Source organism: Streptomyces sp. NPDC002499 (genome assembly GCF_053595415.1).
This window is the reverse complement of the sequence record NZ_JBSFXO010000014.1, coordinates 138,061-160,197: the sequence shown is the minus strand read 5'-3', so window position 1 is coordinate 160,197 and position 22,137 is coordinate 138,061. Positions and strand designations below refer to the sequence as shown.

Genomic DNA, 22,137 nt, shown 5'->3' with positions numbered 1-22,137 from the left:
GCGGTGTCTCTGACTCGGTGTCTCTGGCGCGATCCAGCAGAGTTGTCCGTCTCAGGAGCTGAGTCAGTACGACCTCGGCAGGCCCAGCACGTGCTGGGACACGTAGTTGAGCACCATCTCCTGGCTGATCGGGGCGAGTCGCAGCAGTCGTGACTCCCGGAAGTACCGCTCCACGTGGTACTCGCGGGCGTAGCCCATCCCGCCCAGCGTCTGCACGGCCCGGTCCGCGGCCTGGAAACCGGCGTCCGCGCAGAGGAACTTGGCCATGTTGGCCTCGCGTCCGCAGTCCAGGCCGCGGTCGTAGCGCCAGGCGGCGTTGCGGGCCATCAGACGAGCCGCGTCGAGGCGGGTGAGAGCCTCGGCCAGGGGGAAGGCGATGCCCTGGTTGCGGCCGATCGGACGGCCGAAGACGACCCGCTCACGGGCGTAACGGGTGGCCGCGTCCAGGGCGGCCCGGCCGAGGCCGAGTGCTTCGTGGGCGAGCAGGATGCGTTCGGGGTTGAGGCCGTCCAGCAGGTAGCGGAAGCCCTCCCCCTCCTCGCCGATCCGGGCGCTCACCGGGACCCGCAGGCCGTCGATGAAGATCTCGTTGGACGCGACCGCGTTGCGGCCCATCTTGGGAATGGGCCGGATGTCCATGGCGGTGCGGTCGACGTCGACCAGGAAGACCGAGATCCCCTTGGTCTGCTTGTCCACCGCCTCGCGCGGGGTGGTACGGGCCAGGAGAACCATCTTCTGCGAGTCGCCGGCCTTGGTGATCCAGATCTTCCGGCCGTCGACGACGTAGTGGTCGCCGTCGCGGCGGGCGAAGGTGGAGATGCTGGTGGTGTCGGTGCCCGCGTCGGGTTCGGTCACGCCGAAGCAGACGTGCAGTTCGCCGGTGGCGGCGTGCGGGAGGACCTCGCGGCGCAGTTGCTCGCTGCCGTGTCGGGCGAGGACGTTGAGCCCGAAGATGGTCAGGTGCATGGTGGAGCAGCCGTTCATGCCGGCGCCCGAGGCGGCGACCTCCTCCAGGAGCAGCGAGGCCTCCAGGACGCCCAGTCCCCCGCCGCCGTACTCCTCTGGGACGGCGATGCCGAGCCAGCCGGCCTTGGCGAAGGCGTTGTAGAACTCCCAGGGGAACTCCGCCCGTTCGTCCTGCCCGGCCCAGTACTCCGGCCCGAAGGAGGCCGCCAGCTCGCGGACGCCCCGGCGGATGTCCTCCTGCTGCTGGGTCAGTTCGAAATCCACGAAGCCCCCTGGCAAACGATTCTGGGAACGGCTGTGGAGAATGTGATTTCCCCATGGGTAGAATACTGTTCGCAGCCGAGACGCGGAAGGAAGGGTCAACACCTTGAACATCGCGATGCTGCTCGACATGGCCGTGGCGGGCGATCCGGACCGGGTGGCGATGGGGTCACGCGGTCCTGGGACCGGGACGACCTGCGCCCGGCTCCGTCGTACCGCCGCCGGGGTCGCGACGGTCGTCCATCGCACCGGTGCGCGGGAGTTGGTGTTCGCCGGCGTCAACGGCCCCGCGTTTCCCGTCCTGCTGTTCGCCGCGGCCCTCGCGGGCGTACCGCTCGTCCCCGTCAACTACCGCTTGTCGAAACAGGCGTTGACCGACCTGCTCCTGCACACCGAGCGGCCCCTGGTGGTAGCGGACGAGGCGTTCGCCGCCGGGTTCGAGGGGGTTCAGGTACAGACACCCGAGGCGCTGTTGGCCGAGGGACGGGCGGCGGATCCCGCCGAGGGGCTGGAAGGGTCTCCGGACGACCCGGCGGTACTGCTGTTCACGAGCGGGACAACGGCCGCGCCCAAGGCGGCTGTTCTGCGCCACCGGCATCTCTCCAGCTACATCCTCCAGACGGTCGAGTTCGGCTCGGCTGCCCCGAGCGACGCGGTGCTGACGAGCGTGCCGCCGTACCACGTGGCGGGTGTCGGCTCGGTGCTCAGCAACCTCTACGCCGGGCGGCGCATCGTGCACCTCGGCACCTTCGAACCGGCCGCCTGGCTGGCGCTGGTGCGCGCCGAGGGCGTCACCTCGGCCATGGTGGTGCCGACCATGCTGGCCCGTGTCGTCGAGCACCTGGGCGGCCGCCCGGCCGACGTACCGACGCTGCGCTCACTGGCGTACGGCGGAGCCCGGATGCCGCACACGGTCCTGGAGGCCGCGCTGCGGGCGTTCCCCGACACCGGGTTCACCAACGCGTACGGCCTCACCGAGACCAGTTCGACCATCGCCCTGCTCGGTCCGGACGACCATCGGGCGGCGCTCGGCTCCGACGATCCCGCCGTGCGGGCCCGGTTGCGCTCGGCCGGGCGGATGGTGCCGGGTGTGGAGGCGCGGATCCGGGACGAGACGGGGGCCGTTCTGCCGCCCGGGGCGGCGGGCCAGTTGTGGGTGCGCGGCCCGCAGGTGTCCGGCGAGTACAAGGGATCGAGCGAGCACAAGGGGCCCGCGACGACGCTCGACGGCGACGGCTGGTTCCACACCCGCGATCTCGCGCACTTCGACGACGAGGGCTATCTGTTCATCGAGGGGCGCGCCGACGACACCATCATCCGTGGCGGCGAGAACATCGCTCCCGCCGAGGTGGAGGACGTGCTCCTGCGGCACGACGCGGTCCGCGAGGCGGCCGTCGTGGGGGTGCCGGACGAGGAGTGGGGCGAGCGGATCGCCGCGTTCGTGGTCGTCCACGAGGGTGCGGCCACCGACGCGGAGGCGCTGCGCGCCTGGGTGCGTGGCCGGCTGCGCGGCTCGAAGACGCCGGACGTGATCGTCTTCCGCGCCGAACTGCCGTACACACCGACGGGAAAGCTGCTGCGGCGCGAGCTGCTGACGACGATGCAGGGAGGCTGACGCGGGTGACGTCCTTCACGGAGCTGCACGACCTGACCGGCAAGGTGGCGGTCGTCACCGGCGGTTCGCGCGGGATCGGCCGGGCCATCGTGCGGACGTTGGCGGCGGCCGGTGCCGACGTGGTCATCGCCTCGCGCAAGGTCGAGGCGTGCCGGGCGGTGGCCGAGGAGATACGGGCGTCGACCGGACGCCGGGCCCTGGGCGTCGCCTGCCATGTCGGGCGGTGGGAGGACTGCGAGCGGCTGGTGTCCGCGACGCTGGAGGAGTTCGGGCGGCTCGACGTCCTGGTCAACAACGCGGGTATGTCACCGCCGTACGAGAGTCTCGACGCGGTGAGCGAGGAGCTCTACGACAAGACGCTCGCCGTGAATCTCAAGGGACCGTTCCGGCTGGCGGTCCTCGCCGCGACGCACATGGCGGATCACGGCGGCGGTTCGGTCATCAACATCGGTACGGCGGGCTCGCTGCTGGCGAGCGTCCACGAACTCCCTTACGCCTGCGCCAAAGCCGGCCTCAACGCCCTCACGGTGGGCCTCGCGGAAGCGTACGCGCCGAAGGTCCGCGTCAACGCCATCCTGCCGGGACCGGTTCTGACGGATGCTCACACAGCGTGGGCGGCCGAGGACTTCGACACCTCCTTCGTCCCGCTGGGCCGCCTCGGCGTCCCGGACGACGTGGCTCCCCTCGCCCTGCACTTCGCGAGCGCGGCGTCGAGCTTCACGACCGGGGCGATCGTGCGCGTGGACGGGGGCATCACGCGGAAGGTATGACCTCACCCTCCAACTGCCCGTGCGCAAAAGCCTCGTACGGAGAAGGGCCGCGGCTCCCACAGGAGCTGCGGCCCTCCTCCGTGCCCCCTCGGCACATCAGCGGCCGGCGTCGTCGTGCCGGTACACCTCCCCGCCCTTCATCACGAACCGCACGTCCTCCGTCACACCGATGTCCGTCAGCGGGTCGCCGGGGACCGCGATGATGTCGGCGAGGAGCCCTGGCTCCAGGCGGCCCCGGTCGTCGGCGTCGACGAGTTCGGCGGCCACCGTCGTCGCGGCCCGCAGGGCGGCGAGCGGGGTCATGCCCCGGTCGACGAGAGCGACGAGTTCGCGGGCGTTGCGACCGTGCGGGATGGCGGGCGCGTCGGTGCCGCAGGCCACGCGGACCCCGCGCTCGATGGCACGACGGGTGGTCGCCTTGGCGCGCGGGAAGACGTCGGCGGCCTTGGCCTGGAGTTCGGGGTCCGCCTTGGAGACGTCCATGCCGTCGGCGATGTACGTGGTCGCGACCAGGAACGTGCCGCGCTCGATCATCAGGTCGAGGGTCTCGTCGCCGACGAGGAACCCGTGCTCGACGCAGTCGATGCCCGCGTCGAGGGCGGCACGGACCGCGCGGTCGCCCATGCAGTGGGCGGCCACCTTGAGCCCCGCGCGGTGTGCCTCGTCGGCGATGGCCCGCAGTTCCTCGTCGGAGTACTGCTGGGCGCCGGCCGGTCCGGTATGGGACATGACGCCGTTGGACGCGCACACCTTGATGACCCGCGCGCCGTGCTTGATCTGGTAGCGGACCGCCTTGCGCACCTCGTCGACACCGTTGGCGATCCCCTCCTCGACGGTGAGGGGCATGATGTGCGGCGCGAACGCCTGGAACATGGTCGGGTCGAGATGCCCACCGGTCGGGGTGATGGCGTGCCCGGCGGGGACGACCCGAGGTCCCTCGATCCAGCCGTGGTCGATCGCCTTCTTCAGCGCCACGTCGAGGAGCAGTCCCCCGGTCTGCACGAACAGACCCAGGTTGCGTACGGTCGTGAAGCCGGCCCGCAGCGTGCGGCGCGCGTTGGCGACCGCGCGCAGGGTCCGTACGGCGGGGTCGTCCTGCACCGGGTTGAGCGGGCTGCGGTGGTCGGGGCCGCCGAGCAGCAGGTTGACCTCCATGTCCATCAGCCCGGGCAGCAGGGTGACATCACCGAGGTCGACGACCGTGGCGTCCGACGGGACCGACGTGGGCGCGAGCGCCACGATGCGCTCGCCGTCGATCAACAGGTCGCCCGGCTCGACCAGTTCACCCTTGTCGATGTCGAGCATGCGGGCGGCGCGCAGCCGGACGGGGGGCTTCGGGGTGCGCGGGCGTGCCATCAGACCGTCCCCGTCGCGCAGTTGGCTTTCATGGCGCTCACACCGCCGGTTCGAAGACGGAGTCGATGCTCGCCGCGCCCGTGTCGGGGACCTTCGGCTGGCGCCAGGCCTCCACCGGGAAGGCGATGGTGATCAGCGCGCAGAACAGCCACAGCAGGTGCTTGTCCGGTTCGGAGATGTCGTCCATGGTGACCCGCTCCAGGTAGTCCGTACCGGACTGAAGGAGCGGGAACGCCGTGTCGTAGAAGGCGTCGAGCTCGTCCATGGTGCTGGCGATCCGCTTGGCGTACCGCGCCTTCTCGGTCGGGACGGCCCAGTCGGCGTACGGCTCCAGCGCGGCGAACTCGGGGGGAAAGACGGTGGCCATGGTTCGGTCTCCTCGGGTCAGGACGCGGCCGGAGCGCCGGACGTGCGCTGCTGGAAGTCGCGAACGTACTGGCGGGCGGTGCCGTGCAGATGGCGCAGGAGAACCTCCTGGTCGTTGAGCGGAAACTCCCCCACGGCACGCGACTCGAGCATGCTCTGCGTAGCCTCCAGGGTGTTGCCGTCCTGGAGCCCGTACTCCTTGAACGACACGACGGCCAGCTCCTGTTGGAGCCGCTGGAAGGCGTTCTCCGGCGGCACGAAGTAGCAGGCGGCCTCGAAGATGTGCGTGTTGTACGCGGTCGGCCAGTAGTGGTAGGTCAGCACCCAGTTCGGCCGCCAGATCAGCAGCATGAAGTTGGGGAAGAAGACGAACGAGTCCATGCCCCAGCGCGGGTCCCGGGTCGGGTTGACGGCCGGTGGCAGCTGCTCGGTGGTGAGGCCGATGTCCGGCGCTTCCCAGGGGCCGAACAGGCCGCTGCGCAGGGCGCCTTCGATGGGCTTGACCATCTTTCGGTCGTGCGGCGGGGCGATGCCGCCCCAGGAGGACACCATGCTGTGCGGGCCGTCGATGTCGTAGTGCAGCGCCTCGTAGCCGTACTTCTGGATCTTGCGGGCCTCGTCGGCCATGTACTGCCCGGCGTGCAGGATCGGCGCGTGGTAGAACTCGGCGAACGCGTCGATGAACAGCTTCCAGTTGGCGCCGATCTCGGCGCGGTAGCGGTGCGCCTGGGTCATCTTGTGGAACGGGTAGCCCTCGATGCCCTTGGCGAACTCGCCCAGGTACTCGCGCAGCGGTGTGGTGTTGTCCCGGTCGAGGTTGACGAAGACGAACCCCTCCCACACGTCGGTCTGTACGTCCTTGAGCCCGTAGCGCGACTTGTCCAGGTCGAAGAACTCCTGCTCCTGCTGGACGAAGGTGAGCTTGCCCTCCAGGTCGTAGCGCCAGGCGTGGTACTTGCAGGTGAACTGGCGGCAGACCCCACTGGTCTCCTCGCGCGGGAAGTCGTTCCACACGAGCTTGTTGCCACGGTGGCGGCACACGTTGTGGAAGGCACGCACCTCGTCGTCCATGCCGCGCACCACGACCACCGAGGCGCCGGCCGCGTCGAGCTCCTTGGTGAAGTAGCTGCCCCGCTTGGGCAGTTGCTCGATCCGCCCGACGTTGAGCCAGGTCCGCTTGAAGATGGCCTCGCGCTCCACCTCGTAGTGGGCGGGCGAGATGGAGTCCTCGTACGACACCGGCTCGGTACCGATCTTGAGGTGTGCGGTCCAGCTGCCCTCGTCGGGCTTCTTGAAGTGCGCCATGGGGTCTGGTCCTCCAGTCGCTTGTACGGAGGGGACTCACGATAATCTCAGTCTCTCCGAATGAGAATGCTATTCTCGCTCTCGATCGACCGTCAAGTCAGCGGTCTGTCAGGTTGAGGTCAGGAACCGTTGAGGTCAGGAACCTTCAACGAAGGGGAAGATCCGGGTGAAGTCGGCGCCGGGCTCCGCCTCGGCGAACCTCCGCCACACCGCCGCCGTCACCTCGCCGATCGACACCGGTCCGCCCTGCTCCTCGACCGCGCGCAGATAGAGCCGTACGTCCTTGTCCATCAGGGAGTTGGCGAATCCCGCGGCATAGCGGCCGGTCAGGACGTGGCGCGGGAACTTGTCACTGGTGGCCGCGCTCTGCCCGCTGGAGCCGTTCAGCACGTCCAGCATGGTGGCCAGGTCCAGGCCCGCAGCGAGGCCGAAGGCGACGGCCTCGCTGGTGGCGGCGAGCGTCGTGGCGGACAGGAAGTTGTTGGCGAGCTTGAGTGCCTGCGCCATGCCGGGGCGGTCACCGACCCGACGGCGGCGGTCGCTGAGGCCGGCCAGCACGCCCTCGGCCTGTGCGCATGCGGTGTCGCCCCCGGCGTACATGACGGTGAGGGTGCGCGCCCGCGCCCCGGCCACACCGCCGGACACGGGGGCGTCGACGTAGCCGATGCCGTCACCGGCCAGCAGTTCGGCGACGGCACGGGACGCGGCCACGCCGACCGTCGAGGTGTCGACCACGCACCGGACCCGGCGGCCGGGCGCCTGCACGATCTCCCCGGCGACCTTCTCGGAAGCCGTTCCGTCGGGCAGGCTCAGCACCAACACCGTTGTGCGGCAGGCGACTTCGGCCACGGCGGGGACGTGGACGGCGCCCTCGGGCGACCGCGCCGGTCCAGCGGCGTCGTGCGTGACGACCGTATGGCCGGTGTGTACGAGGTTGGCGGCCAGGACGGAGCCCATGTTGCCGAGGCCGACGAAGCCGACGCGCTCCGCGCTCACCGGGGTCTCCGGGGTCTCCGGGGTCTCCGGGGTCACTCCCCCTCCCCTCGTTCCGCTCGCGCCGCCCGTACAACCCGGCGGGCCGCGCTCCCCGCCGGGACTCCGCAGTAGGCGGCGATCTGGAAGAGGAGTTCGTCGAGTTCGGCGTCGGTGACTCCGGTACGGGGCGTGCTGTCCACGTGGACGCGGAACTCCTCCATGCGGCCGAGCGCGGCGGTCATGGCCAGCACCAGAAGGCTCCGGTCACGGAGGCCGAGAACGCCGCCTCGGGTCCAGACACCCCAGGCCGTGGCGGTGAGGTAGTCCTGGAACTCGACAGCGGCGGGGGCCGGGTCGGCGGTCGCGGCGTCGACGTAGGCATCGCCGAGGATCTTCCGGCGCATGTCGCGTGCGGCGCGCAGGGCGTACGTCTCTTCTGTGTCGTCCATGGCTCTCCCTGGTGTCGCCAGTAATTACGAGAATGACACTCTCCAAAAGCCTCAAGCAGCATTCCAGCTAAGTGAGAATTGTGCTACCGTCCCTCGTCGTCGAGGTGGTGACGGAGAAGGGGCCGGAGCAGACCGTGGACGACTTCGAGGCGATCGACTTCTTCCGGGACGAGGCGCAGGTCGCCGATCCCTATCCCTACTTCGACGCCCTGCGCGGGCGGTGCCCGGTGCAGCGCGAGCCGCATCACGACGTGCTGATGGTGACCGGGTACGACGAGGCGGTGCAGATCTACAACGACACCGACACGTTCTCCTCCTGCGTCTCGGTCACCGGCCCCTTCCCCGGGTTCCCGGTGCCGCTGGAGGGCGACGACGTGAGCGAGCTCATCGAGCGGCACCGCGACGAGCTGCCGATGAGCGACCAGTTGCCGACGCTGGATCCGCCGGCGCACACGGACCACCGCGCGCTGCTGATGCGGCTGATCACGCCGAAGCGCCTCAAGGAGAACGAGGCGTCGATGTGGCACCTCGCCGACGGGATGCTGGAGGAGTTCCTGGCCCCGGGCCACGGGGAGTTCATCGGCGGGTTCGCCGGTCCGTTCACCCTCCTCGTCATCGCCGACCTGCTCGGCGTGCCCGAGGAGGACCGCGAGGACTTCATGGACACGCTTCAGCGCCGCCCGCCGGCCGGCGGGGGTGTCGGCAGCACCGGCGACGACACGCTGCACCACTCCCCGCTGGAGTACCTGTACGGGCGTTTCACGACGTACATCGAGGACCGCCGCCGCGAGCCCCGCGAGGACGTGCTCACGGGCCTCGCCACCGCGACCTTCCCGGACGGGTCCGTACCCGAGGTCATCGACGTGGTCCGGGTCGCCACCAACCTCTTTGCGGCCGGCCAGGAGACCACCGTCCGCCTCCTCGGCTCGGCGCTCAAGGTGCTCGCCGAACGCCCGGAACTCCAGCAGCTGTTGCGCGCCGAACGGGACCGCATTCCGAACTTCATCGAGGAGACGCTGCGCGCGGAGAGCCCGGTGAAGGGCGACTTCCGGCTGTCGAAGGTGCCGACGACGGTGGGCGGCGTAGACATCCCGGCCGGCACCACGCTGATGGTGCTGAACAGCGCGGCGAACCGCGATCCGCGCCAGTTCGAGGACCCGGCCGAGTTCGAGGTCGGCCGGGCCAACGTCCGGCGTCATCTCGCCTTCGGCCGCGGCGTCCACACCTGCCCGGGCGCACCGCTCGCCCGCGCCGAGGCCCGGGTCACCCTGGAACGGCTCCTGGACCGCACGTCCGACATCAGGATCGCGGAGAGCGCGCACGGCCCGGCGGACGCCCGCCGCTACTCGTACGTCCCCACCTTCATCCTGCGTGGCCTGACCCACCTCGAACTGGAGTGGAGCGCGACCCGATGAAGGTCACCGTCGACGACGACCGCTGCCGCGGGCACGGGGTGTGCTGCACGATCTGCCCGGAGGTGTTCGACCTGAGCGACGACGGATACGCCGTGGTGGAGAGCCCGGACGTGCCCGCCGAGTACGAGGACGGGGTACGCTCCGCCGCGGGCATGTGCCCGGAGCGCGCCATCACCGTCAGCTGAGAACGAGGAGAACCATGCCGAAGGGTTACGTCATCTTCACCGAGGCGATCAAGGACCCGGCCGGCATGGCCGCCTACAGCCGTGCCGCGGGTGCCACCCTCGCCGAGAGCGGTGGGCGGGTCCTGTCCGCCGACCCGGAGCCGCAGACCCTTGAGGGCGAGTGGTACGGCGACCAGACCGTGGTCCTGGAGTTCGACTCGGTCGAGGCGGCCCGGGCCTGGTACGAGTCGGCCGGGTACACCGAGGCGCGGGCGCTGCGGCAGGCGGCGGCCACGACGAACGCCGTCATCGTGGCCGGGTTCGTGCCGCCGACGGCCGGCTGAGCAACCGACCTCGTGGCCGGCCGGCTCATCAACCGGCTGGCCCACTCATTGACCAGCCGGTCACCTGACCAGGGCCGCACTCACGACCGCCCCGACGCCAGCCCCGCGATCACGCCTCCGTCGACCAGGATGTCCACGCCGGTCAGGAACGAGGCCTGGTCCGAGAGCAAGAAGGCGACGACCGCGGCCAGTTCCTCGGGCCGGCCCTCGCGACCGAGCGCCGACTGGTCCACGAGCCTTTTCATGGAAGGGTGTTGAGCCGCCTCCTGCCGTCCTTGAGGCGTGCCCACGACCCCGGGCGACACCGAGCAGACCCGCGCCCCGACCCCACCGACCCTTACCGCCTCGCGCTGCACGAAGCGCTGGACGCCGCGCTTGGCCCAGGAGTACGCCACACCGGTGTCCTCGACCTCCGGTCCGACGGCCTCGCGGAGCCGGTCCAGGAAGTGTTCGTCCAGCGGGTCGGCGAGCACGGCCTCGATGTCCGGGCGCGGCTCACCGGCCCCGAACTGCGCCGCCATCGAGGCGAAGCACACCAACGCCGTGCCCTCGGTGGCGAGCGGGCGCAACGCCTCGGCGAGCAGGGCCGTGCCGACGAGGTCGACCGTGAGGATGCGGCGCCAGTCGGCCATGGTGGGCGAGATGCCGGCGGCGTGCGCGACGGCTCGCAGGGTGCCGAGTTCCCTTGCGCGCGCGGCGAGTTGGGCCAGCCCCTCGCGGTCGGTGATGTCGAGGACGAACGGTTCTACGACGGTGCCGTGCGCCGAGGTCGCCAGTTCGTCGGCAGCCGTGGCCAGCGTCCCGGCGTCCAGATCGACCAGCAACAGCCGGTCCACGGCACCGAGTTGGCGTCGCGCGCACTCCAGGCCCATGCCGCGTCCGGCGCCGGTCACGATCCCTACGGTGGTCATGCGCCCGGCCTCTTCCCCGTCGCCCAGTACTGCTCGAGGACCGGCTGGAGCGCCCGCGTCACGAGTTCGATGCGCGGGCCGCTATGGCTGTGGTGGAACGCCCAGTACGCCGTGCCGTCGGGGCGTCTGCCGACCGCCTCCACGGTGTGGCCGCGCCGCGCGAGTTCGGCGGAGTCGGCGGCCACGTCGTCGGACCAGTACCCCAGATGGTGGACCCCGGACCCGGTCACCGGTTCCCACAGGGTGCCGGGCACGCGGCGCACCAACTCCAGCCGGGGCGTGGACATCGAGTACGTGGACATGAGGTCGAGGACGACGTCGTCGCCTTCGTCACCGCCGCCACCGCCACCGCCACCGCCACCGCCACCCGGCAGGCTCACCCGCACGGGCCCGCCCAACGGCTCGGCCCACTGGTAGCCGAACACGGCCGACAGCTCGGCCGCCGCCGCGTCGATGTCGTCGACGACGATCCCGACGTGGAACTGATCGCTGCTCTTCACGCGTGCCCTCCCTGAGATGTGACCGTGCGCAGGCAGAACCGGACGACGTGGTCGACCTCGGCGTCCGTCGGCGCCACCCGGCGCCACAGATGGTCGGCGAGCCTGCCCACCGTCGCGTGGGCGGCGAGGGACGCGTCCAAGTCCGGGTCGGCGCTGCCGAGTTCGGTGTACGGGCCGCGGAGCAGAGCCGCCAACAGACCGTCGACCGACGACGGGCCCGCAAGGAACCCCTCCCCCACGCTCTGCGCGTTCCACATGACCGCCAGCGTGGTCGCCGCCGTCTCCTCGTCCGTCGCCTGGGACAGGACGCCCTCGACCCAGCGGCGCACCTTTCCCTCGGGCGAGGGCTCCTTGGCCATCTGGTGGGAGAGGTAGCCGCACAGGCGCTCGGCACCGTCCTCCATGAGCGCGGCGACCAGGGCGTCCTTGGAGCGGAAGTGCCGGTAGAACGCCTCGTTCGAGAGTCCGGCCGCCGTCACGATGTCGGCGACGCGGGGCCGTGCGGCGGTGCCGCAGCGCCGCATGACCTCCAACGCGGCGTCCAGCAGCGCCCGTACCTCGCTCGCGTAGTGCGCGCCGCGCCGGGCCAGCGCGCGCCGCGCGATGCGGTCGGCCACATCGCCGGTGTCCCCGGGGTCTCCCGCAACGCCGTTCCGCGTCGGGGGAATTGTGTTCTCTTTCATGAGAACGCTATTCTGGCATCTGCCGGAAGGAGACACAATGTCGTGGGACTTCGAAACAGACCCGGACTACCAGGCACAGCTCGACTGGGCGGCCGAGTTCGTCCGGGAGGAGGTCGAACCCCTCGATCTCCTGTGGGACGGGCTGCAGTTCACCCCGCCCGACGAGAACCTCCGCCGCGTTCTGGATCCGCTCAAGAAGGAGGTCCGGGCCCATGGGCTGTGGGCGACGCACCTCGGCCCCGACCTGGGCGGTGAGGGCCACGGGCAGGTCAAGCTGTGCCTGCTCAACGAGATCCTGGGCCGCTCCTCCTGGGCCCCGATCGTCTTCGGGTGCCAGGCCCCGGACACGGGCAACGCCGAGATCCTCGCCCACTACGGCACCGAGGCACAGAAGGACCGCTATCTGCGTCCGCTCCTCGACGGCGAGATCTTCTCCTGCTACTCGATGACCGAGCCCCAAGCCGGTGCCGATCCCAAGGAGTTCACGACCCGGGCGGTCCGCGAGGGCGACGAGTGGGTGATCAACGGCTGGAAGTACTTCTCCTCGAACGCGAAGACGGCCGCCTTCTTCATCGTCATGGCGGTGACGGACCCGGCCGGTGACCCGTACAAGAGCATGTCGATGTTTCTGGTGCCGGCCGAGACCCCGGGCATCCGCATCGAGCGGAACGTCGCCCTGGCCGGTGAGCCGCAGGAGCGCGGCTCGCACGCGCTCGTGCACTACGAGGACGTACGGGTGCCGGTGGACGCGGTGCTCGGCGGCGAGGGTCAGGCCTTCGTCATATCGCAGACCCGGCTCGGCGGCGGGCGGATTCACCACGCCATGCGGACGATCGGCCTGGCGGGCAAGGCCTTCGACATGATGTGCGAGCGGGCGCTGAGCCGGCACACCCAGGGCACGGTCCTGGCCGACAAGCAGTTCGTGCAGGGGCACATAGCCGACTCGTACGCGCAGCTCACCCAGTTCCGGCTCGCCGTGCTGCACACCGCGTGGAAGATCGACGAGTACAACGACTACCGCAAGGTCCGCAAGGACATCGCCATGGTCAAGACGCAACTGCCCACCGTTCTTCACGACATCGCGCACCGGGCGATCCAGGTGCACGGCGCGCTCGGTGTCAGCGGTGACATGCCGCTGTTCCGGATGCTGTTGGGCGCCAGCGTGCTCGGCATCGCGGACGGCCCGACCGAGGTGCACAAGGTGACGGTCGCCCGGCAGGTCCTGCGCGACCACAAGCCGAGCGACGATCTGTGGCCGAGCGCGTATCTCCCGAAGCGGGTCGCGGCGGCCCGTGCCAAGTACGCCGAGTTCCTGGACTCCGAGGCGGGCGGCCGATGATCGACGTCGAGCGGCTGGCCGGCTGGCTGGACGAGTCCGGGCTGCCCGGCAAGGGCGAGCCGATCGAGCACCGCCATGTCTCCGGCGGTGCGCAGAACGAGATCTACGAGATCCGCCGCGGCGAACTCCACTGCGCCCTGCGCATCCCGCCGGTGACCGCCCCGGCCACCCGGGACGAGGGCATCCTGCGGGAGTGGCGCATCATCGAGGCGCTGAACGGCACGGACGTACCGCACACCGGGGCCATGGCCGTCTGCACGGACCCGGCCGTCCTGGGCCGGACCTTCTACCTGATGGAGTTCGTCGACGGCTGGTCCCCCATGGGGGTACACGGCTGGGCGGCGCCCTTCGACACGGATCTCGCCGCGCGGGCGGGGCTCGCGTACCGGCTCACCGAGGGGATCGCCCTGCTGTCGAAGGTGGACTGGCAGGCGAAGGGACTGCACGACCTGGGCCGCCCCGACGGCTTCCACGAACGCCAAGTCGACCGCTGGACGCGGTACTTGGACCGCATCAAGAGCCGTGAGCTGCCCGGCTTCGACGAGGCCGCCGCCTGGCTGCGCGCGCACAGGCCGATCGACTACGTCCCCGGCCTGATGCACGGCGACTACCAGTTCGCCAACGTGATGTTCCGGCACGGCGCTCCGGCGCGGCTCGCCGCGGTCGTCGACTGGGAGATGGGGACCGTCGGCGACCCCAAGCTCGATCTCGCCTGGATGCTCCGCGGCTGGCCCGAGGACACGAGCGCCCCCGAGGCGGCTACCGCCCTGTACGTCGACCTGACGGGCATGCCTTCGCGCACCGAGCTCGTCCGGCACTACGCCACGGTCTCGGGCCGTCAGGTCGACGACATGGACTATTACGACGTCCTCGCCCAGTGGAAGCTCGGCGTGGTCCTGGAGCAGGGCTTCCAACGGGCCGGCGACAACGAGAAGTTGCAGGCCTTCGGTCCGATGGTCCTCCAACTGATGCAGAGCGCAGCCGAGTTGGCGGCGACCACCCGCTACGGCGCCTGAAGGAAGGACGCCAGACCGGAGATGAGCCGGTCCACGTCCTCCGTGTCGTTGTAGGGCGCGAGGCCCACCCGCAGCGAGGGGTTGTCCAGTTTCAGCGCGGCGAAGGGTTCGTAGGCGTAGAACGACCCGGCCGGGGCCACCACCTTGAGGGCCGCCAGATGCACCTGCGCCTCGTACGCGTCTCGGCCTTCGAGGCTCATCAGGAGGGTCGGGGTGCGGTCGGCGGCCTTCGAGTGCACGGTGACCGCGGTGCCCAGGGACCGCAGGCCGTCCTCGATCCGGGCGCGCAGCACGGACTCGTGTTCGTGGAGGGAGCGCAGCGACGCCGTCAGCCACTCCTTCCGCGACGCCCCTTCCCCGGGGTCGATGCCGGCGAGGAAGTCCACGGCCGCGGTGGCGCCGGCCAGCATCTCGTAGGGCAGCGTGCCGAATTCGAAACGCTCGGGCACGGTGTTCGTGGACGGCAGCAGCTTGTCCGGCTGGACGGTCTCCAGCAGTTCGGGCGCCGCGGCGAGCACCCCGCAGTGCGGGCCGAGGAACTTGTACGGCGAGCACACGAACAGGTCCGCCCCCAGCGCGGGCACGTCCACCCGGCTGTGCGCCGCGTAGTGCACGCCGTCCACGTAGACCAGCGCGCCGACGCCGTGCGCCAGGTCGGCGATCGTGCGCAGCGGCGGCTTGGTGCCCAGGACGTTGGAGGCCGCGGTGACCGCGACCAGCCGCGTCCGGTCGGAGAGCACCCGTTCGAGGGAGCCCAGGTCCAGTTCCGTGGTCTCGGGGTCGATGTCGATCCAGCGGACCGTCACCCCGGTGTGGTCGGCCGCCTGGATCCACGGCCGGACGTTGGCGTCATGGTCGAGGCGACTGACGACGATCTCGTCGCCGACGCGCCAGTCCTTGGCCAGATGCCGGGAGAAGTCGTACGTGAGCTGGGTGGCGCTGCGTCCGTGGACGATGCCGTTCGCCGGTACGCTCAGGAAGTCGGCGTAGGCGGCCCTGAACTCGGTGACCGCCCGCTCGGCGTTCTGCTCGGACGAGCTCACGCCACCCCGGTTGGAGAGGGGCCCGGTGAGCGTTTCCGTGATGGCGGCGGCGACCGGGCGGGGCGTCTGGGTGCCGCCTGGGCCGTCGAAGAAGGCAAGGCCGTGGTCGAGGGACGGGAAGTGGCCCCGCAGGGCGGCGATGTCTACGGCCATGACCTCGGCCTCGGCTTTCTGTGCGGGTGCGGACGACGGACCGCACGCCCGTCTGAATCCGACCGTAGTCGACCTTGGCCCGCAGACCGCGCGACTTCACGGACCGAGCTACTTCACAGACCGAGCGACTTGGCGATGATCACCTTCATGACCTCGCTGGTCCCGGCATAGATTCGGGTGATGCGGGCGTCGGCGTACAGCCGCGAGATCGGGTACTCCGCCATGTACCCGTAGCCGCCGAACAGCTGGAGGCAGCGGTCGACGGCCCGGGCCTGCATCTCGGTGCAGAACAGCTTGACCTTGGCCGCGTCCGCGCCGGACAGCACGCCGTCGACGAGGTCGAGCACCGCCCGGTCGAGCATGGTCTGCGCGGCCTCGATCTCGGCGGCCACGGCGGCGAGTTCGAACTTCGTGTTCTGGAAGGCCGCCACCGGCTTGCCGAAGACCTGGCGCTCCTTGACGTAGTCGATGGTCGTGTCGAGGGCGGCGCGCGCCTGGGCGACCGAGCCGACGGCGACGGTCATGCGCTCTTGCGGGAGGTTGTGGCCGAGGTAGCGGAAGGCCGCGCCCTCCTCCCCCAGCCGGTTCGCCACCGGCACGCGCACGTCGTCGAAGGCCAGCTCGACGGTGTCCTGGACCTTGATGCCCAACTTGTCGAGCACCCGCCCCCGGCTGAACCCGGGCATACCGTTCTCGACGACCAACAGGGTCAGTCCGGCGCGCCGGTCGGCGGGGTCGGTGGACGTGCGGGCGACCACGATCACCAGGTCGGCGAGGAGGCCGCCCGTGATGAAGGTCTTGGCGCCGTTGACGACGTAGGTGTCCCCGTCGCGGACGGCGGTGGTGCGGATCCCCGCGAGGTCGGAGCCGGTGCCCGGTTCGGTCATGGCGATCGCGGTCAGCAGCCGTCCGTCGGCGAGGCCCGGGAACCACCGCCGGCGCTGCGCCTCGTCGGCGTAGGCGAGGAAGTACGGCAGGACCACGTCGAGTTGGGTGCGGACGGTGCCGAGGGTGACCAGTGCGCGGGCGGCCTCTTCCTGGAGGACGACGTTGTAGCGGTAGTCGTCGAGGCCGGAACCGCCGTACTCCTCCGGCACCGCCATCCCCAACAGACCTAGCGAGCCGAGCTGTTCGAAGATCTCGCGGGGCAGCCGTCCGGCCCGCTCCCAGGCGGAGTAGTTCGGGACGACCTCTTTGGCCACGAACTCCCGTACCAGCTTGCGGAATTCGTCGTGGTCAGGGGTGAAGATCTCTCGGCGCATCGAAGACTCCGTCAAGGTCCGTCAAGATCCGTCAGGAAGTGAGTTCGAGAAGCGTGGCGTTGGCCGTGCCGCCGCCCTCGCACATGGTCTGGAGTCCGTGGCGGATCCCGAGTTCGCGCATGTGGTGGACCATGCGGGTGGTCAGGACCGCGCCGGACGCGCCGAGCGGATGCCCGAGCGCGATGGCGCCGCCGAGGGGGTTGAGCAGCGCGGGATCGGCCCCGGTCTCGGCGAGCCAGGCGAGCGGTACGGGCGCGAAGGCCTCGTTCACCTCGAAGACGCCGACCTCGGACAGCCGTACGCCCGCCTTGGCGAGCACGCGTTCGGTCGCCGGGATCGGGCCGGTCAGCATGAGCACCGGATCGGCGCCGACGACCGCACCCGCGCGGTAGCGGACGATCGGCGTCAGGCCCAGCTCGCGCGCCTTCTCGGGCGTCGTCACGAGCAGGGCCGCCGCGCCGTCGGAGATCTGCGAGGAGTTGCCCGCGTGGATCACACCGTCGTCGAGGAACGCCGGCTTGAGCCCGGCCAGCCGCTGGACGGTGGTGCCGCGCCGAACGCCCTCGTCCGCCGTCACCGACCCGACGGGCACGATCTGCGCGTCGAAGGCACCGGCGTCCTGAGCCGCGGCGGCTCGCTCATGGGAGAGCGTCGCGAACTCGTCGAGCCGCGTGCGCGAGAACCCCCATTTCTGCGCGATCTTCTCCGCGGAGACCCCCTGGTTGAAGGAGAAGCCGTGGTAGCGGGCGAGCACCTTCGGCCCGTACGGCGTTCCGGTGGTCCGTGCCGAGCCGAGCGGCACCCGGCTCATCACCTCGACCCCGCCCGCCACGACGACGTCCTGCTGACCGGACATCACGGCCTGGGCGGCGAAGTCGAGGGCCTGTTGGCTGGATCCGCAGGCCCGGTTCACCGTCGTACCCGGAATCGTCTCGGGCCACCCCGCCGCGAGGACGGCGTAGCGGCCGATGTTGCTGGACTGATCACCGACTTGCGACACACAGCCCCAGACGACGTCGTCCACGACCGCCGGGTCGATCCCGGTGCGCTCGGCGAGCGCGGTGAGGACGACGGCGGACAGGTCGGCCGCGTGCTGGTCCGACAGACCGCCGTTGCGTTTGCCGACGGGCGTACGGACGGCCTCGACGATCACTGCTTCGGGCATGCGGGGTCCTCCGAGGGGGGCTGTCGGTTCCAGTGGCCGGTGAAGCGCGGCTCGCGTCGCCCGGCGAACGCCGCGTAGGCCTCCGGTACGTCCGCCGTCGCGAAGTTGGCCACCTGGGCACGGGCCTCGCCGGCGAGGGCCTCGCGCAGGGTGCGGTCGGCGCCCTCGTTCAGGAGCGCCTTGGTCTGGGCGAGCGCGACGGGCGGTCCGGCCGCGAGCCGGTCGGCGAGGTCTTTCACGTATCCGTCGATCCGTTCGGCGGGGACCACCCAGGTCACGAGGTTGAGAGCACGCGCTTCCTCCGCGTCGATCGTCTCGGCGAGCAGCGCGAGCCGTTTCGCCTGTTGGAGGCCGACCAGCTTGGGCAGCAGCCAGGTGCCGCCGCAGTCCGGAGAGAGTCCCCGGCGCGTGAAGATCTGCGAGAAGCGGGACTCCGGTGTGGCCACGACCAGATCGCAGCCGAGGGCCAGATTCCAGCCCGCGCCGACGGCCACGCCGGTCACCTTGGCGATCGTGGGGATGGGCAACTCGTGCAGCAGCAGGGCCACTTCGGTCAGGTCGCGCAGCTTGTCGAGTGGATGCCGGGTGTCGTCGGCCGCGGCCGTGAGATCGGCGCCCGAGCAGAACGCTCCCCCGGCGCCGGTGAGGACGAGAGCCCGTACGTCGTGGTCGCGGGCGGCCGTCGCGAGGAACTCCCGCAGGGCTGCCCACAGTTCGCGGTCGATCGCGTTCTTGCGATGTGGACGGTTCAGGGTCAGGGTCCGTACGCCGCCGCTGTCGTCCGACAGCAGTACGGGCTCGTCGGTCACGCGCCACCCCGCAGTTCCGCGATCTCCTGGGCGCTGAGGCCGAGTTCGGCGAGGACCTGCTCCGTGTGTTCGCCGAGTGCGGGGACGGCGCCCATCGTCGGCTCGTAGCCGGAGATGACCGGAGGCGGCAGGAGAGCCGGGACCGGCCCGCCCGGTGTGTCGATCTCGCGCCAGCGGTCGCGTGCCCTCAGGTGCGGGTGGGCGACGACCTCACTCGGCGTGTTGTAGCGGGAGTTGCCGATGCCGGCGTCGTCGGCGCGCTGTTGGACATCGGCCAGGTCATGGCGTGCGCACCACGCGCCGATCTCCTCGTCGAGCAGGTCGCGGTGTTCGACGCGGCCGGGATTGGTCCGCAGTCGCTCGTCCTCCGCGAGGTCGGGTCGGTCCATCAAGTCCCGCGCCAGGCGCTGCCATTCGCGGTCGTTGGTGGTGCCGAGGACGACGGTGTGGCCGTCCGCCGTCCGGTAGGCGCCGTAGGGGGCGACCGCCGGTGAGCCCATGCCGCGCGGCTGTTGGTCGATGCCGGAGTGGAGGGTGTGGGTGAGGGCGTAGCCCATCATGTCGGTCATCGTGTCGAAGAGGCTCACCGCGACCGGGCCGGGGCGTCGGGCGTACAGCAGGGAGACGATCGACAGGGCCGCGTACAGGCCGGTGGTGGCGTCGGCCAGGGGCGGGCCGGGTTTGGCGGGTTCGCCGGGGCGGCCCGTGATGGCGCAGGCGCCGGACTCGGCCTGGACGAGGAGGTCGTAGGCGCGTTTGTGGGAGAGGGGGCCGCCGGGGCCGTAGCCGTCGATCTCCACGGCGATCAGGGTGGGGTGACGGGTCGTCAAGTCGTCCGGTGCGATGCCGAGTTTGGCCGTGGTGCCCGGGGTCAGGTTGGAGACGAGGACGTCGGCGCGGTCCAGGAGGCGGTGCAGCACCGCCATCCCCGCCTCGGACTTGAGGTCGAGGGTGACTGACTCCTTACCGCGGTTGCACCACACGAAGTGCGCGGCGAGGCCTTTGACCACGTCGTCGTAGTGACGGGCGAAGTCGCCGCCCGCAGGGTTCTCCACCTTGATCACCCGGGCGCCGAGGTCGGCCAAGGCCCGGGTGCACAGAGGCGCGGACACCGCCTGCTCAAGTGCCACGACCGTGACGCCCGACAGTGGCCCCCGGTGATCCGTCCGCGCCATCAGATCACCAGGCCGCCGTCGACCGGCAGCACCTGGCCGGTGACGAACGAGGCCGCGTCCGAGGCGAGGAAGACGAAGGCGCCGGCCACCTCCTCGGGTTCCGCCCAGCGGCCGAGCGGGATGCGGGCGAGCATGGTCGCCGCGAACTTCTCGTTGGTGCGGATGGTCTCCGTCATGGGGGTCGCGGCCAGCGGGGCAAGGGCGTTGACCTTGATCTGTCTGCGGGCGAGTTCGCGGGCCAGCGACTTGGTCATGCCGATGATCGCGGCCTTGGCGGCCGAGTAGTTGACCTGGCCGAGGGTGCCGGTGAGGCCTGCCGCCGAGGTGACGTTGATGATGCGACCGGTGCCGTCGGTGGGCAGGAACGGGAGCGCGGCCTGGGTGCAGGTGAACGTGCCCAGCACATGGATGTCGAGCAGACGGCGGAAGGCGTCCTCGTCGAGGTCCGCGAACATGCCCGGCGCGGTGACCCCGGCGTTGTTCACCAGGACGTGCAGGGTCCCGTCGGCGAGTGCGGCGGCCCGGGACACGGCGGCCTCGGCCGCGCCCCGGTCCCGTACGTCGAGTTCGGCGGCGTCGGCCGTGCCGCCGGCGGCCGTGATCTTCCCGGCGACGGCCGCCGCGGCCGATCCGTCCAGGTCGGTCACCAGGACGGCCGCGCCGGCTCGGGCCAGGGCGTGGGCGACGGCGGCGCCGATGCCGCCCGCCGCCCCGGTGACCAGGGCCGCGCGCCCGGTCAGGTCGAACAGTCCGTTGTCGTACGCCATCACAGTCCCGCGGCCGCGGCGGCGCGCGCCTTGGCGCGGAAGGACTCCAACTTCTCGGCCGGTTCGACCAGTTGGTGGCTGCGCGAGCGGACGCTGACGTCGTGGCCCTCGGACGCCTTGCGCAGGGCGCCGACGGTGGCCTGGTCGCGCGGGATGTGCGCGAAGGGGTCGAAGGAGTACCAGCGCATGGCGTTCTCGTAGGTGATCTTCGCGGTGTCGGAGTCCGGGACGTCGCACGCGCCGAGCACGTCGTGGAGCTGTTCGGGCGCGTCGGGCCACAGGGAGTCGCTGTGCGGGTAGTCGCCCTCCCAGCAGATGTTGTCGATGCCGATGTCGTGGCGCAGCCGCACCCCGAGCTTGTCGGTGATGAAGCAGGTCAGGAAGTGGTCGCGGAAGACCTCGCTGGGCAGCTTGCCGCCGAAGTCCTGGAGGGTCCAGGTGGAGTGCATCTCGTAGGTGCGGTCCAGGCGTTCCAGGAAGTACGGGATCCAGCCGGTGCCGCCCTCCGACAGGGCGATCTTCAGGTCGGGGAAGTCCTTGACCGGGCGGGACCAGACGAGGTCGGCCGCGGCGGAGACGATGTTCATCGGCTGGAGCGTGATCATGACGTCCGGCGGGGAGTCGGGGGCCGGGATGGCGAGGCGGCCGGAGGAGCCGATGTGCACCGACATCACGGTGTCGGTGTCGGACAGGGCCTGCCAGAGCGGGTTCCAGTACTCGTGGTGGAAGCTCGGGTAGCCGAGGACGGCGGGGTTCTCGGTGAAGGTCAGCGAGTGGCAGCCCTTCTCGGCGACCCGGCGCACCTCGGCGGCGCACAGTTCGGCGTCCCAGATGGCGGGCAGCGCCATGGGAATGAAGCGGCCGGGGTAGGCGGCGCACCACTCGTCGATGTGCCAGTCGTTGTAGGCGCGGACCAGCGCGAGGGAGAAGTCGGCGTCCTCGGTGGCGAAGAGGCGGGCCGAGAAGCCGGGGAAGGACGGGAAGTTCATCTGGGCGAGGATCCCGCCGGCGTTCATGTCCTTGATGCGCTCGTTGACGTCGTAGCAGCCGGGCCTGATCTCGTCGAGGCCCTGCGGTTCGACGCCGTACTCCTCCTTGGGACGGCCGGCGACCGCGTTGAGGGCGGAGTTGGTGATGGTGGTGCCGCGGAAGGTCCATACGTCGGTGCCGTCGTCGCGGTGGACGAGTTGGGGGGCGTCGTCGCGGTACCTCTCGGGCAGGTGGTTCACGAACATGTCGGGCGGCTCGATGATGTGGTCGTCGACGCTGATCAGGATCATGTCGTCCTTGTTCATGCGAAGTCCCTTTCAGGCGTGGGTCGTTCAGGT

The 22,137-nt window shown here is 70.5% G+C and carries 22 protein-coding genes and 1 pseudogene; 7 read left to right on the top strand and 16 right to left on the bottom strand.

The genetic code is table 11. The annotated features are described in order from the left end of the window. Window positions 1–63: 63 nt before the first annotated feature. Window positions 64–1,230 (bottom strand): acyl-CoA dehydrogenase family protein, encoded by a 1,167-nt coding sequence (locus ACWD5F_RS35835; protein WP_451260489.1) that lies wholly within the window; start codon window positions 1,228–1,230, stop codon window positions 64–66. Window positions 1,231–1,333: 103 nt separating this feature from the next. Between ACWD5F_RS35835 and ACWD5F_RS35830 the strand changes: the two genes are divergently transcribed. Continuing rightward, window positions 1,334–2,842 (top strand): class I adenylate-forming enzyme family protein, encoded by a 1,509-nt coding sequence (locus ACWD5F_RS35830; RefSeq protein ID WP_451260488.1) that lies wholly within the window; start codon window positions 1,334–1,336, stop codon window positions 2,840–2,842. Between the two features lie 5 nt (window positions 2,843–2,847). Next, window positions 2,848–3,612, top strand: coding sequence for an SDR family NAD(P)-dependent oxidoreductase (locus ACWD5F_RS35825; protein WP_451260487.1), 765 nt, complete (start codon window positions 2,848–2,850; stop codon window positions 3,610–3,612). A gap of 96 nt (window positions 3,613–3,708) precedes the next feature. Here ACWD5F_RS35825 and ACWD5F_RS35820 read toward each other — a convergent pair whose 3' ends face one another. From ACWD5F_RS35820 to ACWD5F_RS35800, 5 genes are all read right to left on the bottom strand, one after another. Then, window positions 3,709–4,968, bottom strand: coding sequence for an amidohydrolase family protein (locus ACWD5F_RS35820; RefSeq protein ID WP_451260486.1), 1,260 nt, complete (start codon window positions 4,966–4,968; stop codon window positions 3,709–3,711). A 37-nt stretch (window positions 4,969–5,005) separates the two neighbouring features. Next, on the bottom strand, window positions 5,006–5,335 hold the full coding sequence (locus ACWD5F_RS35815; RefSeq protein ID WP_451260485.1) for a hypothetical protein: 330 nt from the start codon (window positions 5,333–5,335) through the stop codon (window positions 5,006–5,008). Window positions 5,336–5,352: 17 nt separating this feature from the next. Continuing rightward, window positions 5,353–6,639, bottom strand: a complete 1,287-nt coding sequence (locus ACWD5F_RS35810; protein ID WP_451260484.1) for an aromatic ring-hydroxylating oxygenase subunit alpha — start codon at window positions 6,637–6,639, stop codon at window positions 5,353–5,355. 135 nt (window positions 6,640–6,774) lie between these two features. Next, a complete protein-coding gene (locus ACWD5F_RS35805; protein WP_451260483.1) occupies window positions 6,775–7,671 on the bottom strand; it encodes an NAD(P)-dependent oxidoreductase in 897 nt (298 codons plus the stop codon). Then, on the bottom strand, window positions 7,668–8,063 hold the full coding sequence (locus ACWD5F_RS35800) for a carboxymuconolactone decarboxylase family protein (RefSeq protein WP_451260482.1): 396 nt from the start codon (window positions 8,061–8,063) through the stop codon (window positions 7,668–7,670). Before ACWD5F_RS35800 ends, ACWD5F_RS35805 begins: the two co-directional genes overlap by 4 nt. 71 nt (window positions 8,064–8,134) lie before the next feature. Here ACWD5F_RS35800 and ACWD5F_RS35795 point away from each other — a divergent pair, with 71 nt between their 5' ends. The 3 genes and pseudogenes from ACWD5F_RS35795 to ACWD5F_RS35785 all read left to right on the top strand — a co-directional run. Further along, window positions 8,135–9,478, top strand: coding sequence for a cytochrome P450 (locus ACWD5F_RS35795; RefSeq protein WP_451260481.1), 1,344 nt, complete (start codon window positions 8,135–8,137; stop codon window positions 9,476–9,478). Then, the gene (locus tag ACWD5F_RS35790) at window positions 9,475–9,663 is read left to right on the top strand and encodes a ferredoxin (RefSeq protein WP_401711117.1); all 189 of its coding nucleotides are present in this window, start codon (window positions 9,475–9,477) and stop codon (window positions 9,661–9,663) included. The genes ACWD5F_RS35795 and ACWD5F_RS35790 overlap by 4 nt, the downstream gene beginning before the upstream one ends. An 11-nt stretch (window positions 9,664–9,674) precedes the next feature. After that, window positions 9,675–9,986, top strand: a pseudogene (locus ACWD5F_RS35785) (DUF1330 domain-containing protein); the annotation flags it as partial. An 80-nt stretch (window positions 9,987–10,066) separates the two neighbouring features. On the opposite strand, the gene ACWD5F_RS35780 reads toward ACWD5F_RS35785, so the two are convergent. The 3 genes from ACWD5F_RS35780 to ACWD5F_RS35770 are packed head-to-tail and all read right to left on the bottom strand — an operon-like array spanning window position 10,067 to window position 12,014. Beyond that, entirely contained in the window at window positions 10,067–10,897 is an 831-nt protein-coding gene (locus ACWD5F_RS35780) for an SDR family oxidoreductase (RefSeq protein WP_451260480.1), read from the bottom strand. Then, complete coding sequence (locus ACWD5F_RS35775) at window positions 10,894–11,397, bottom strand: VOC family protein (protein ID WP_451260479.1); 504 nt, start codon at window positions 11,395–11,397, stop codon at window positions 10,894–10,896. The genes ACWD5F_RS35780 and ACWD5F_RS35775 overlap by 4 nt, the downstream gene beginning before the upstream one ends. Further along, window positions 11,394–12,014, bottom strand: a complete 621-nt coding sequence (locus tag ACWD5F_RS35770; RefSeq protein ID WP_451260478.1) for a TetR/AcrR family transcriptional regulator — start codon at window positions 12,012–12,014, stop codon at window positions 11,394–11,396. The genes ACWD5F_RS35775 and ACWD5F_RS35770 overlap by 4 nt, the downstream gene beginning before the upstream one ends. Window positions 12,015–12,117: 103 nt before the next feature. Here ACWD5F_RS35770 and ACWD5F_RS35765 point away from each other — a divergent pair, with 103 nt between their 5' ends. Together ACWD5F_RS35765 and ACWD5F_RS35760 are read left to right on the top strand one after the other, a co-directional pair. Then, the gene (locus tag ACWD5F_RS35765; RefSeq protein ID WP_451260477.1) at window positions 12,118–13,419 is read left to right on the top strand and encodes an acyl-CoA dehydrogenase family protein; all 1,302 of its coding nucleotides are present in this window, start codon (window positions 12,118–12,120) and stop codon (window positions 13,417–13,419) included. After that, window positions 13,416–14,435 carry a phosphotransferase family protein gene (locus ACWD5F_RS35760; RefSeq protein ID WP_451260476.1) on the top strand — a complete coding sequence of 340 codons (1,020 nt, stop codon included), beginning with the start codon at window positions 13,416–13,418 and terminating at the stop codon, window positions 14,433–14,435. The genes ACWD5F_RS35765 and ACWD5F_RS35760 overlap by 4 nt, the downstream gene beginning before the upstream one ends. Here ACWD5F_RS35760 and ACWD5F_RS35755 read toward each other — a convergent pair. From ACWD5F_RS35755 to ACWD5F_RS35725, 7 genes are all read right to left on the bottom strand, one after another. Then, complete coding sequence (locus ACWD5F_RS35755) at window positions 14,423–15,631, bottom strand: cysteine desulfurase-like protein (protein ID WP_451260475.1); 1,209 nt, start codon at window positions 15,629–15,631, stop codon at window positions 14,423–14,425. The genes ACWD5F_RS35760 and ACWD5F_RS35755 overlap by 13 nt on opposite strands. A 113-nt stretch (window positions 15,632–15,744) precedes the next feature. Next, window positions 15,745–16,893 (bottom strand): acyl-CoA dehydrogenase family protein, encoded by a 1,149-nt coding sequence (locus ACWD5F_RS35750; protein WP_451260474.1) that lies wholly within the window; start codon window positions 16,891–16,893, stop codon window positions 15,745–15,747. A 31-nt stretch (window positions 16,894–16,924) separates the two neighbouring features. Further along, the gene (locus ACWD5F_RS35745) at window positions 16,925–18,058 is read right to left on the bottom strand and encodes a thiolase family protein (RefSeq protein WP_451260473.1); all 1,134 of its coding nucleotides are present in this window, start codon (window positions 18,056–18,058) and stop codon (window positions 16,925–16,927) included. After that, a complete protein-coding gene (locus ACWD5F_RS35740) occupies window positions 18,043–18,867 on the bottom strand; it encodes an enoyl-CoA hydratase/isomerase family protein (protein WP_451260472.1) in 825 nt (274 codons plus the stop codon). Before ACWD5F_RS35740 ends, ACWD5F_RS35745 begins: the two co-directional genes overlap by 16 nt. After that, window positions 18,864–20,042, bottom strand: coding sequence for a CaiB/BaiF CoA transferase family protein (locus ACWD5F_RS35735; protein ID WP_451260471.1), 1,179 nt, complete (start codon window positions 20,040–20,042; stop codon window positions 18,864–18,866). The genes ACWD5F_RS35740 and ACWD5F_RS35735 overlap by 4 nt, the downstream gene beginning before the upstream one ends. Further along, window positions 20,042–20,809: an SDR family NAD(P)-dependent oxidoreductase gene (locus ACWD5F_RS35730; protein ID WP_451260470.1), complete on the bottom strand. Its 768-nt coding sequence runs from the start codon at window positions 20,807–20,809 to the stop codon at window positions 20,042–20,044. The genes ACWD5F_RS35735 and ACWD5F_RS35730 overlap by 1 nt, the downstream gene beginning before the upstream one ends. Further along, a complete protein-coding gene (locus ACWD5F_RS35725; RefSeq protein WP_451260469.1) occupies window positions 20,809–22,104 on the bottom strand; it encodes an amidohydrolase family protein in 1,296 nt (431 codons plus the stop codon). Before ACWD5F_RS35725 ends, ACWD5F_RS35730 begins: the two co-directional genes overlap by 1 nt. Window positions 22,105–22,137: the final 33 nt, after the last annotated feature.